Annotated in this window: 11 protein-coding genes and 1 pseudogene; 5 read left to right on the top strand and 7 right to left on the bottom strand. The window is 45.5% G+C overall.

The annotated features are described in order from the left end of the window. Window positions 1-6 precede the first annotated feature (6 nt). Entirely contained in the window at window positions 7-1,695 is a 1,689-nt protein-coding gene (locus tag EDC63_RS14520; RefSeq protein WP_132920949.1) for a ShlB/FhaC/HecB family hemolysin secretion/activation protein, read from the bottom strand. 611 nt (window positions 1,696-2,306) lie between these two features. Here EDC63_RS14520 and EDC63_RS18850 point away from each other — a divergent pair. Continuing rightward, window positions 2,307-2,532 (top strand): annotated as a pseudogene (locus EDC63_RS18850) (energy-dependent translational throttle protein EttA); the annotation flags it as partial. Window positions 2,533-2,572: 40 nt separating this feature from the next. Here the strand turns inward: EDC63_RS18850 and merB are convergent. Beyond that, a complete protein-coding gene (merB, locus tag EDC63_RS14515; protein WP_124946440.1) occupies window positions 2,573-3,205 on the bottom strand; it encodes an organomercurial lyase in 633 nt (210 codons plus the stop codon). Between the two features lie 479 nt (window positions 3,206-3,684). Here merB and EDC63_RS14510 point away from each other — a divergent pair, with 479 nt between their 5' ends. Then, window positions 3,685-4,950: a DUF1615 domain-containing protein gene (locus EDC63_RS14510; protein ID WP_124946439.1), complete on the top strand. Its 1,266-nt coding sequence runs from the start codon at window positions 3,685-3,687 to the stop codon at window positions 4,948-4,950. 45 nt (window positions 4,951-4,995) lie between these two features. Here EDC63_RS14510 and EDC63_RS14505 read toward each other — a convergent pair whose 3' ends face one another. The 3 genes from EDC63_RS14505 to gorA form a co-directional block, all read right to left on the bottom strand. Further along, the gene (locus EDC63_RS14505) at window positions 4,996-5,514 is read right to left on the bottom strand and encodes a DUF302 domain-containing protein (protein ID WP_124946438.1); all 519 of its coding nucleotides are present in this window, start codon (window positions 5,512-5,514) and stop codon (window positions 4,996-4,998) included. Between the two features lie 87 nt (window positions 5,515-5,601). Then, window positions 5,602-6,225, bottom strand: coding sequence for a hypothetical protein (locus EDC63_RS14500; protein ID WP_124946437.1), 624 nt, complete (start codon window positions 6,223-6,225; stop codon window positions 5,602-5,604). Window positions 6,226-6,244: 19 nt separating this feature from the next. Then, complete coding sequence (gene gorA / locus EDC63_RS14495; RefSeq protein ID WP_124946436.1) at window positions 6,245-7,591, bottom strand: glutathione-disulfide reductase; 1,347 nt, start codon at window positions 7,589-7,591, stop codon at window positions 6,245-6,247. 35 nt (window positions 7,592-7,626) lie between these two features. Between gorA and EDC63_RS14490 the strand changes: the two genes are divergently transcribed. Then, window positions 7,627-8,220 (top strand): DUF924 family protein, encoded by a 594-nt coding sequence (locus tag EDC63_RS14490; RefSeq protein ID WP_124946435.1) that lies wholly within the window; start codon window positions 7,627-7,629, stop codon window positions 8,218-8,220. Window positions 8,221-8,303: 83 nt separating this feature from the next. Here the strand turns inward: EDC63_RS14490 and EDC63_RS14485 are convergent, their stop codons facing one another. After that, window positions 8,304-8,642, bottom strand: coding sequence for a hypothetical protein (locus EDC63_RS14485; RefSeq protein WP_124946434.1), 339 nt, complete (start codon window positions 8,640-8,642; stop codon window positions 8,304-8,306). A 129-nt stretch (window positions 8,643-8,771) separates the two neighbouring features. On the opposite strand from EDC63_RS14485, the gene EDC63_RS14480 reads away from it, so the two are divergent. Together EDC63_RS14480 and EDC63_RS14475 are read left to right on the top strand one after the other, a co-directional pair. Beyond that, window positions 8,772-9,371, top strand: coding sequence for a hypothetical protein (locus EDC63_RS14480; protein ID WP_124946433.1), 600 nt, complete (start codon window positions 8,772-8,774; stop codon window positions 9,369-9,371). Next, entirely contained in the window at window positions 9,371-9,889 is a 519-nt protein-coding gene (locus tag EDC63_RS14475) for a TlpA family protein disulfide reductase (protein WP_124946432.1), read from the top strand. Before EDC63_RS14480 ends, EDC63_RS14475 begins: the two co-directional genes overlap by 1 nt. 104 nt (window positions 9,890-9,993) lie before the next feature. Here the strand turns inward: EDC63_RS14475 and corA are convergent, their stop codons facing one another. Continuing rightward, window positions 9,994-11,055, bottom strand: a complete 1,062-nt coding sequence (corA, locus tag EDC63_RS14470) for a magnesium/cobalt transporter CorA (RefSeq protein ID WP_124946431.1) — start codon at window positions 11,053-11,055, stop codon at window positions 9,994-9,996. Between the last annotated feature and the right edge of the window lie 277 nt (window positions 11,056-11,332).

Below are 11,332 nucleotides of genomic sequence, written 5' to 3'. Positions count from 1 at the left end.
ATTCTCCTAGTAGGTATAAGCAACACGGAACCAGGTCTGGCTGGATTCCTTGATCATGGTGTCGGGTAAGGTGAGAGGCCGGGTATTGAAGAAATCCCAGGTAGCACCCCGCCAGTTTGCAGAAATCCCTACCACCATGCCGGCCAGGCGACCCTGCGGAATGTTGGCGGTGCGATTGTGCACCTCACCCGTGTCGTAGCCGGCATAGAGGCGGGTGGAAATGGTTTCATTGCCTATCACGATGGGTTGGCGCATGGAGATTTCATTGCGCCAGTAGTAGCCGTCATCACCGGATAACACGTTGCGAACAAATCCACGTACCGAGTAAATGCCGCCGATTGAGATTTGCTCGGAACCATACAGCACGTCTTTGGCTTTCTGGCCGGTGAACTGGCTGGTCAATGTAAAGTCTTTATTGAACAGTTTAAAGGGACGTGCGTAGTTGAATCCGGCCTTGAATTTGCCAAACTGGGCACGTGCTGCCCAATCCGGCAGGTTGTCCGGGTCGCGCAGCGCGCCCATGGTGTTCAGGCCCTGGGCGTATCCCAGGTTAAGAGTCAGTACGCCACCCGCCAATCCGGTATTGAGGTCTCCATCCACATCCAGCACCGTCAAGTTGCGGCTGCTGACGCCCAGATATTGCCCGTCCAGATAGTTTTTGGATTCTTTGGTGGTGACTGTGGCGGCCAGTGTGGCGCGCGTGGTTTGATCGCGATACATGACCCGGTCCAGGCGTACGCTGTCTGTTTTGCTGTTGCCGCTGGAGATGAGTTCCAGCCCGCTGGGGACGCGTATGGTGCTTTCATATTTTGAGCGACTGGTGCCCAAAGACAGGGTGGTGTAGCCGAAGGGGATATTAAAGCTGAAGTTGTCGCTGCCGGAGTCTTTATGGCCGGGATAGCCGGGTATGGCTTGCCGATGGGTGGCAGAGAACAGTTCGTTGAAGCCCAGCAGGTTGTCGACGCTGGCGGTGAATCCGGATTGCAATTCGCCGGTCGATTCGGAGCCCTGGTTATCTACGGAGACATTAAAGTGGTAAGGTAAGCGCGGTTTGTTGTGCACTACGACGATGCTGGTGCCTGGCTTGTCTCCGGGCTGGATATCGAGCTGCGCGTTGTTGGAGGTAAGTCGATTGATCTGGTCGATGCCTTGCTCCAGATCACGCAGGTTCAGCAAGCTGCCCTCGATGCCGGGAAATACGTTGCCGATCGAAATGCTGTTGGCTTTGCCGTCATCAATCATGATTTTGTTGACGATGCCTTCGACGACGAGTATTTCAAGGTGGCCTTGGGTCAGGTCCTGTGGCGGGAGGTAGGCGCGGGTGGTAATGAAGCCCTTGTCGATATAGTACTTGGTGATCTCGGCCAGTATCCGTTCGATGTCACCTACATTGAGGCAGCGGCCAGTGAATTCACTGGTGATGCGCTGGCGTACTGAGGCGGGAAGGTTAGGTGCGCCGTTGATGGTGATGGCACTGATTTCGCGGCAGGGTGCGCCAATGGCGGGTACGGTGATCTTGGGTTGGAGGGTCTGGGTGTCCATGCCGTCTACTCGCTCACTGCGGCGACGGGCTTCTTCCTGGTCTCGCTGTATGCGCTCTTGTTCCTGGCGCTGGATGATCTCTGCCTGCCGTTGTGCGGCCTCTATGTCTGCCTGCGTTTGCGCGTAGCTGGTTATTGGCAGCAATATACCCATAATTAAACTCAACCCGAGTAAAGCACGAAAAATATTTCTGGCATTTCGCAAAGCTTGCAAATAGCACCCGGAACAGTTTATTACTTCACCCACTTATTTCTCCCCTTGAAATCTCCTGCATGCCATGTCAAATATCAACAAGACAAGCAATGGTTTTTATTACTCGCAAAAAACAAAAATAAATTCTTAATCCCTACAAGGATGTTTTTTTTGAATTTTAGATTTTCACAAAACTTCTAAACTAAGTTTGTGTTTTTCGTGATGGATATCCCTCAAAAGAGGAATTAACAGCGCACTTTCTATGATTTGATATACACCTTAAGCTCAATAATGCAGGTGTTATATTATTTAAAGCAATTAACATACCTGGCAGGTCAAATATTTTGCAACATACAGATTTATAATGGATTTTTATTACAGAAAATATCAGAGGATAAATCTGTAAAATTTTTCGACAATAATATGCAACATATGTCTTAAAATATTACAGTCAATAGTTACACCTTAATAAAATCAATGATTACAATGGAAGTTTTTATGTAAAAAATACCGACAAAACCAGAATTACCATATATATCACTACACTATATAGTCTTAAAAACCTTGTTAGTGCTATAGAGATGTACCCCTTAAAAATCACCGGTTGTGTGATAGTTATTTCTCATGGTTGCTATTTCCTTGTCCGTATAACCACATACATACTGCCGTGCGAAGTTGCTACTTAGTGGGGCTTTCTTGAATTTAAACTATCAGGAATATGAAGCTGACAAGAAGAAACGTCTGGGTGAAGAAGGGGCAAAACCAAAACGTATTCGTTATAAGTCGTTAATGAGCTGACAAACACAAACCTGAAAGATGTGTGTTGAGCTGAAAGCTATTAAGCCAGACACACATCCAGGCAAGACTGGAAGTGAAAGAAAGCACGCCCAACCACGGCTGCTTCTTCCAGAGACATCAAATCGTTTTTTAAATGTGCATTAGCCACACAAGTAGGACATACAAATGTAATGCCTGGGCACAAATCATTACAACAAGCTGAGTGCTGTACTGATATTTGACGGTATTCCACTTGTGCACCAGCAGGGATTTCTTCTTTTACCTGGCCAGTTTCATCCGTTCTTACCACTATCGGCTCTTCACAATTGCTGCAATGAGTATGAATAGTTGCGGGAGAAGCAGCCAGAAACGGGATGGCAAGTGCATCAATAGCACACATTGCATAGACGGTATGCGCGTCATACTTGACACTTATCCCGGTTTTAGAAGCACTGAATGGATAGCATCCCAGACCTGCGTCAGTCAGTACAACTGCATCGATCGCCAATAGCTTTTCCAGCTCAACGGCGGGGATAATATCCTGCTGCGGCGCGCTGCCATTTTGCAGCCATGCCAACAATACCGTTGCGTAAGCTTCACAGGTGGCAGTATCCGCAGCCTCAATTCTTTCCTGTAAGGGAAACTCCCTGCGCAATCTTTTTACATTTTTAAAAATGTTGTTTTTAGATGTCATGTGCGTTCCATTAAATCATTCAACCTGGGTGAATAACGCAACCTTAAATTACGCCAAAAATTCTTTAAAACATTGCAACCAAGTTGAGATTATGGATGTATATGGGTCAAAAAATACGCATGCTTAACTTACGGTCAATATAGTTAATGGCAAGATGAAGATCAAGTATAATTATGTATAAAATACATTGACATACAATGAGTTGCGCAAAATATCGTATTTTTCTATTAGTAATTCAATGAGATATAGCGTGATGAACATGCTAGATATTTCCAGTTTATTTTTTTCATATTGAATGCTTTTAAAATACAACTGGAACAATGTAATTTTTTAGCCCACAGGATGATAATTACAAGATAACAAAGCCAACTAATTGTTCGCGTTTCTTATCGTCAATGGGTGTTTAACCTGACAACACTTGACCACCGCATCGAGAAAAGATAACGTTGCCCCCGACATCCATTCAAACTATGAATCTCATGCAGTATAGACATTTACTATTTATCGCCTCTTTTGTTTCGTTGCTCAATGGCTGTGCCTCAACGCCTATAAACGAAACACCTCCTGCACTTGGGAAACCAGCAATTCCTTCGCAAGAAGCAAGCACGTTTGGTACCGGCTCAACAACAGGCGCACCGGTAATTGAAAGGATAATCAAACCGGACACCAACTTACCTTACACCACAACTCCACCCCAAAATGTACCACCTTCTATACCCTCGACAGCCTATCCCAGCGCAAAAGAAGGACAAATTGCTGTTGCCAAACTCCTGCCACGCACTTCTGATCAAAAAGGCTGGGCGACAGATATTTTCTCGGCATTTGCTGCGCTTCACATACCAGCCACCAAAGAAAATTTTTGTGCGACCATTGCTGTCATAGAACAGGAATCGAGCTTTCAGTCAGATCCGGTTGTTCCCGGCTTATCTGGCATTGTCTGGAAGGAAATTGATACACGACGTAAAAAGTACAATATTCCGGAATTAGTGCTGGATGCTGCTTTATTAAAATCATCCCCGGATGGTCGAACCTACAAAGCCAGAATCAATGCCTTGAAAACAGAGAAACAGATGAATGCCCTGTTTGACGACATGATTTCTGAATTACCATACGGCAAAACTTTGCTGAGTGGTTACAACCCGATCCGGACAGGCGGCCCGATGCAGGTGAGCGTTGAATTTGCTGAAAGCCAAGTCAAAGAAAAACCTTATCCCTACCCAAGAAAAGATAGTCTCAGAAATGAGGTTTTCAGCCGCAAGGGAGGATTGTATTTCGGTATCGCCATTTTACTGGATTACCCTGCGCCCTACAGCCAGCCAATTTACCGCTTCGCAGATTTCAATGCGGGCCGCTATAGTGCCCGCAATGCAGCATTCCAAAATGCTATTGTCAAAATTACAGGGCACCCGTTGGCACTGGATGGTGATTTACTACGCTACAATAATGGCTCGCCTTCAATCGAACCCAGCACTACGCAGTTGGCGCTTTATTCATTATCCAAAAAATTGCATTTAAGTGAAGCCGAAATTTTACGGGACATCAAGCAGGAAAAAAATGCGGCATTTGCCCATTCCCCACTCTATCAGAGATTATTCAGCCTGGCCGATCAATCCGCGGGAAAAATACTTCCTCGGGAAACCATGCCACGTATCAACCTGAAAAGCCCAAAAATTCATCGCAAACTTACAACCGAATGGTTTGCTAATCGCGTGGACATGCGCTACAAAACCTGTTTAAGCAGATAACCTTGGGAACCACAGTTAACCGACCAACTGCGGTTCCTGGTTAAATCAAAGCTCCCCGTTCGCACCGGCTTTCATGATGCTTTCCAGATTGTTGCGTACTTCAATGGCTTTCTCTTTGAGTTTCGGATTAAGGTTCGCGCTATTGATCAGGATGTTCAGATCCATCATCACCAGCCATCCATGACCTTTTTCATCTTCAATCAAAGCAATACGGCACGGCAAATACGCCGCAAAATCCATACTGTAATCCACCATATTTTTGGCGGTCAGGGCATCACAGAATTGATAAATGGTCATACGCCGTTCCGGTTTTCCGGTTGTCGCTTCAACCTGCTTGGACAAGGGCAATTCCGCCACCAATTTCATATTCAGAAAGTTAGCCCGCAATTTCATGGAATCCACCGCATCATCCATAGAAATATCTTTCGCAATTGGCATTTTCACTACGGTCTGGCTAATAGCACCAGTGACCATTGGCTGCGATCTTTTCACATTTTCAGCCGCAAATGACGGCACTGCAGTAATCGATGCAATCAGGCAAACAAAAAATAAAATGCTTTTCATGATAACTTCCCAATTAATATTAATCATTCGGACAAGATGAGTTCATTCCCATCCAATCCCTGAAAACGGCTTAAACACTTTGACCTTTTACTTTTCCTTAGGACAATTGGCAATACACTTCACCTCCGGAATTTTCTTGCCACCGCAGGTCATAAAGCAGGCATCGTATAAAGGCTGGCAACCACAATCCACATCACACTTTTCTGCCCGCAGTTTACTGAATATTTCTTCACGCTTTGGCTTTGCAGGGCGATATGGGGGGAATACTACAGGCCCCGGGTAGGGATGATAATAACCCCGCCGATCCCAATAAGGCACATACGTTCTACTCATCATTAATGAAAACTCATACTGCTGCAATTGCCAGCGGTACAGATTCATTTCTGATTCGTAGCGTTTGAGTGCTTCTGCGTAGCGTTCGTCTGCTTGCGGCTCAATCTGCTTTACACAGATCTCACTATTTATAGCACAATGCTGTTGGCATGCAACCAGTTTTTTCTCGCATTTTTCCAGACACATGAGCCCAGCAGCGCCAGCAGGCGGTTCATACCGGTACGTGGTTTGGAAGCGTGGTGTAGCACATCCTGCAAATGTCAGTATCGACAAAATAATCATGAGCACACTAAAACCGCAACGCATGGGAGTTTTTACCTGCTGGGTTGTGTGTATTTCAGTATAGCGATCAAACTGGAAAATTTTGTGGATTTGCATAGCAACTCCTCCTCATCACTTAGCGCATTGTCACCAATTCTTCTGAACTTGTAGGATGTATCGCCACTGTATTATCAAAATCAGCCTTCGTTGCTCCCATCTTTATTGCCACTGCAAAACCCTGCATCATTTCATCCGCACCGTGTCCGATAATATGGCAACCCACAATTTTCTCATCAACGCCCACTGTGACCAGTTTCATGGCTGTTTTTACCTTACGTTGTGTGATGGCGTGAAACATGGGTGTGAAACGCGTTTGATAAACTTTTACCGCATCGCCATGCTTATCTCGCGCTTCAGTTTCACTCAAGCCAATGGTTGCAATAGGGGGATGGCTGAACATCACAGTCGCCACATTTTCATAATCCAGCTTCCGATCTTTCATACCGCCAAACAGTCTATCGCTTAACCTGCGACCGGCAGCAATAGCAACAGGGGTAAGTGCAATACGGCCAGTGACATCCCCAACAGCATAAATACCTTTTACGGGGGTATTCTGATATTCATCAGTCTGCACAAAGCCCTTCTTATCCGGAGTGATGCCAGCTGCTTCAAGGTTCAAACCTTCACAATTAGGAACGCGACCAATTGCCCAGATCACTGTATCAAATCCCGCATTTTGTCGCCCATCTTCACAGCGCAGTGTAAGCTTTCCTGATTCTTCTATAACCTCTACCACTTGTGTTTTAGGCAGAATTTCAACGCCGTCTTCAACCATTTCTTCCATTAATGTTTCACGCAGCATGGCATCAAAATTATCCAGAAAATGTTCGCGCCGCAACATGAGCGAAACTTCACTTCCCAGCGCATTCAACATGCCTGCCAGCTCTACCGCAATATAGCCTGCACCTACAATTGCGACACGTTTTGGTCTATCTTCCAACTCAAAAAAACCATCCGATGTAATACCCAATTCCGCGCCGGGCACAGGCGGCACCAGTGGCGTGCCTCCGGTCGCTATCAAAATATGATCAGCGGTATAACGTTCGCCATCTACTTCAATGGTGTGGGCATCTACAAAACCCGCCAAACCACGAATAACGGTCACTTTATTATCCTGGAGATAGGTTTGGTAACGGCCGTTCAAATTCAGAATATATTCATCCCGGGCCTTCTTTAGCTTTTGCCAATGGAATGTATGCCCTGACACTTCAAATCCGTAGTCTTCCGCATGCTCCAAAGTATGAGCAAGTGCAGCACCGTTCCACATGACCTTCTTGGGAACACACCCTACATTGACACAGGTACCACCAAGACGGCCACTTTCTACTACAGCACATTTAGCGCCATGCAGCGCTGCACGATTTGCAGCTGCAATACCACCGCTACCTCCGCCTATTGCAATAAAATCAAAATGCTTTGTCATCACGTTCTCCGAATTAATGCTGCTATAGTAGCATTATGAAGAGCCAAGAAATGAATATGCAGGCAAAGGAAGTTTTGACGTTCTGGTTCGGGACATCAGACTTTACCGATAGATTAGCAAGACGCAAAGACTGGTTTATTAAAAATCCCGAATTTGATAAGGCAATACGCAGCAAGTTCTTGGACATTTATAAAACAGCTGCCCAAGGAGCATTTTCAGACTGGCGACAAACACCTCTTGATTGCCTAGCCCTGATTATTTTGCTGGACCAATTCCCGCGCAACCTGTTCCGCGGTGACGCAAAGTCATTTTCAACGGACAATGCAGCTCTGACAGCTGCACAACACGGCGTTACACAAGGGTTTGATTTGTTGCTACCCCATGTAGCGCGCACTTTCATGTATTTACCATTTGAGCACAGCGAACAGCTAGAAGATCAGCAACGTTCTATTGAACTATTTAATCAGATGCAGAATGACCCAGAAATGACGGAAACGATTCGATACGCGCAGCGGCATTTTGACATCATTGCACGGTTTGGCCGCTTCCCTCACCGGAACAAACTACTTGGTCGCCTATCCACAGATAAAGAAGAGGCATTTTTGAAAACACCGGGGTCTTCTTTTTAGCAAAAAACTTTTTAAAAAAATTGTATGAAATTAAGCAAGGAATAGCGAACAGCGAAGCATAACAACTCTTAAAGCTATGATCCTCAAGCTTTAATGGTAATGTGCGTCGCTATATCCACTTCACGCCTGCGCTCTCCGCGTCGATCTTTACCGGAACGGGTGTCCAGCATGACGGGCTTATTATAGATGCGACGACACATTTTGCGACGGTCCTGATCAATGACGCTCTCGGGCCTTGGCACTGCACGCCGCATGGTTTGCGTTCTTTTGTTCTGATGGGGCTTATCGAAACGTTCTTGCACAAATGAAGTATGCTCCCGCCTGGCAACAGGCCGAGCAACCGTGAGTTCATCAACACCCGGAATTTCTGGCACTTCATCACCCACTATAATGGGTGGGGGTATAGTAGTAGGAAACCGCATAAGTATTAAAATACAATAATCGAATGTATATCACTTATCGGCACATTATTTTAAAACTTTATGGTCTTTTAGTATTTGAATAATCTATGAATTCTTTGAACCGTTACTATTTAAATGTAAACTGAAAGAATGAAAATAAATTCATTCTCTTTCAAATCATTTGGCAAACAGTCATTTACCATTTACCCACTGATAGCACTTGGGCTAATGGTGATGACAAACAGCCATGCCGCTGAACGCGATGCCTATAAACACGATGGTGTCACTTTCTCAATCTCAGTCCGCACCCCCGAACAAATTCGTGCGTTTTATTCCGCACGAGGATTTCCTGAAATAGCGATCAGGGAACTGGAAAGCAAGTGTCTATTAACTGTTGGCATCCAGAATAGTCGTAAAGACATCGTCTGGCTTGAGCCTTCAAACTGGCGCTTTACTACAGAACAAGGGAACAATGTCAGGCGCATCAGCCGGGAAGAATGGGATGCCCGATGGGCCAAACTAACTATTCCCTTAGCGAGTCGCGCCACTTTCGGCTGGACTCAGCTACCGGAAAGTCGTGACTTACTGACAGGCGAAACTGCTGGTGGCAACATCGTCATTGAACCGCCCAAAGAATCGTTTTCAGTGGACGTACTTTTTAAAACAGGTTCAGACAAGAATGGGCCTGACATCCGCTTTAAAGCTGAAAACTTGCAGTGCAGCCAACCAACTCCGTCAGGAGACAAATAATGATTGCTCGTTTCACGCTTCTATTTGCACTTTTTTTTGCCCATGGAACACTTTGGGCGCATGACATTCAAAAACCCGCAGGCCTGGTAACTTTAGATGGCCGATTAGCCCCGGCGCTCGTCCTATCCGACATGGACGGCAAGAAAACCGATCTCAAAACGCTGCGCGGGCAATGGGTGCTGGTGCATTTCTGGGCAACCTGGTGCGGCCCTTGTAGACGAGAAATGCCGACGCTACAAAACATGCAAAAACAGTTAAAGGACGTGCCCGTTCAACTTGTGCTCGTCAATACAGCCGAAACCGATGATGAAGTATTTACTTTTTTACCGACTGTGGCGCCGGAATTAAATACGTTGATGGACAGGGATGGCCTGACAACCGAACTGTGGAAACCCCGCGGCTTACCTTCCAGTTTTATTGTCGACCCGGAAGGAAAACTCCGCTATCTGGCTTTGGGTGGAAGAGACTGGGCTGCGCCAGTCTATATTGCTTTTCTGAAGTCGTTAACTTCACATTAACCGATTTAATGCTTTGACCCGAATTGGTTCACCGCTGCGGAAAATAAGCAAATTTCCTATCGACACATTTCACAAAAATACGCAGCACTGAACCAACTTCAGAACTACAGCCATTTTTTCAGTCTGAAATATAAATACATTCCCACCCCTAACAGCACCATCAGCGCAAACGTAATTTGCAAACCATACCGCCATTCCAGCTCCGGAAAGTTATGGAAGTTCATTCCAAAAATGCCGGTAATAAAAGTCAGTGGCAGAAAAATGCTGGAAAACAGTGTCAGCACTTTCATGATATCGTTCGTCCGGTTGCTGATACTGGAAAGATAAACATCCTGCATGCTGGATAACATATCCCGATAGGTATCAATACTATCAGCCACCCGTATCACATGATCATGCAAATCACGAAGAAACAGCTCCGTACTTTCGTGAATAAGCGGGGATTCAGAGCGCTGCATGGAAGCAATTACCTCCCTTAACGGCCATACGGATTTTCGCAGAAAGATCAGTTCACGGCGCAGTTCGTGAATCATACGGAGCGTGTCCGTCTTAGGATTACTCGCCAAAATGGCTTCTACCGATTCAATCTTGTCCCCGATCTTTTCCAGCACATCAAAATAGCCATCAACAACCAAATCCATCAGCGCATAAGCCGTATAATCAGGTCGCGATTTACGAATCCGCCCCACACTCTTCCGAATGCGCTCACGCAAAGGTTCAAATGAATCACCTGGCCGTTCCTGAAAGGAAATTAAATAGTTTTCCCCCAGAACGAGACTTAATTGCTCTATCGTAATTTCATTCTTGATGGTATCAAAATCCAGCATCTTCAACACAAAGAAAATGTAATCACCATAATCTTCATATTTAGGGCGCTGATCTGTATGCAGAATATCTTCCAGCATCAGCGGGTGAAAATTCAGCACCTTGCCAAAAGCTTCCAGCACACCCGGCAGCAACACACTATCCACATTAATCCATGTTACTGATTTCGCATTCGCAAAAGGTAAACAATCCACAATGTTATGGACAGGCTTTTCAACAACATGGTGTTCATCAAAATCGAACAGCATGATACGGGCGTCACTGGCAGCAGTTTTATCCCCCACATAAACCAAAGACCCGGGTGACATACCGGATTTATGAGCGCGTTTTTTTGGTCGCATAATGAATAAATATCAACAAAAAATAGGTTACGTATCCTAACATGGACAAGGAAATGCCACCAATTCAGTCATAACGATTACGTTAGTAAATATTAGGATCGCCACGGCATGCCAATTTCAGATTTCACCAAGCAAAAGCAAATGATTGTTGGCTAATAAAACAGCCTCATTAATATAAGTAATCCTGATTATAAAGCATCCTCAGCCAGTCTTATTCGACACAGGGGATGAGGCCGTGTAACGGCCGAGGCCCTAAGCAATCTGGTGAGGATAGTGG

Origin of the sequence: Sulfurirhabdus autotrophica (assembly GCF_004346685.1) — a bacterium.
In the GTDB taxonomy this organism is placed as follows: domain Bacteria; phylum Pseudomonadota; class Gammaproteobacteria; order Burkholderiales; family SMCO01; genus Sulfurirhabdus; species Sulfurirhabdus autotrophica.
Note: the sequence above shows the minus strand (reverse complement) of the source record. Positions and strands in the feature narration are given on the sequence as shown.

What these genes read in the sequence shown, in the direction of transcription:
- EDC63_RS14485 (WP_124946434.1), bottom strand. Translation starts at nt 8,642, where the DNA reads ATGCGGTTTCCTACTACTATACCCCCACCCATTATAGTGGGTGATGAA.
- EDC63_RS14480 (WP_124946433.1), top strand. Translation starts at nt 8,772, where the DNA reads ATGAAAATAAATTCATTCTCTTTCAAATCATTTGGCAAACAGTCATTT.
- corA (WP_124946431.1), bottom strand. Translation starts at nt 11,055, where the DNA reads ATGCGACCAAAAAAACGCGCTCATAAATCCGGTATGTCACCCGGGTCT.
- EDC63_RS14510 (WP_124946439.1), top strand. Translation starts at nt 3,685, where the DNA reads ATGCAGTATAGACATTTACTATTTATCGCCTCTTTTGTTTCGTTGCTC.
- EDC63_RS14475 (WP_124946432.1), top strand. Translation starts at nt 9,371, where the DNA reads ATGATTGCTCGTTTCACGCTTCTATTTGCACTTTTTTTTGCCCATGGA.
- gorA (WP_124946436.1), bottom strand. Translation starts at nt 7,591, where the DNA reads ATGACAAAGCATTTTGATTTTATTGCAATAGGCGGAGGTAGCGGTGGT.
- EDC63_RS14500 (WP_124946437.1), bottom strand. Translation starts at nt 6,225, where the DNA reads ATGCAAATCCACAAAATTTTCCAGTTTGATCGCTATACTGAAATACAC.
- merB (WP_124946440.1), bottom strand. Translation starts at nt 3,205, where the DNA reads ATGACATCTAAAAACAACATTTTTAAAAATGTAAAAAGATTGCGCAGG.
- EDC63_RS14490 (WP_124946435.1), top strand. Translation starts at nt 7,627, where the DNA reads ATGAAGAGCCAAGAAATGAATATGCAGGCAAAGGAAGTTTTGACGTTC.
- EDC63_RS14505 (WP_124946438.1), bottom strand. Translation starts at nt 5,514, where the DNA reads ATGAAAAGCATTTTATTTTTTGTTTGCCTGATTGCATCGATTACTGCA.
- EDC63_RS14520 (WP_132920949.1), bottom strand. Translation starts at nt 1,695, where the DNA reads ATGGGTATATTGCTGCCAATAACCAGCTACGCGCAAACGCAGGCAGAC.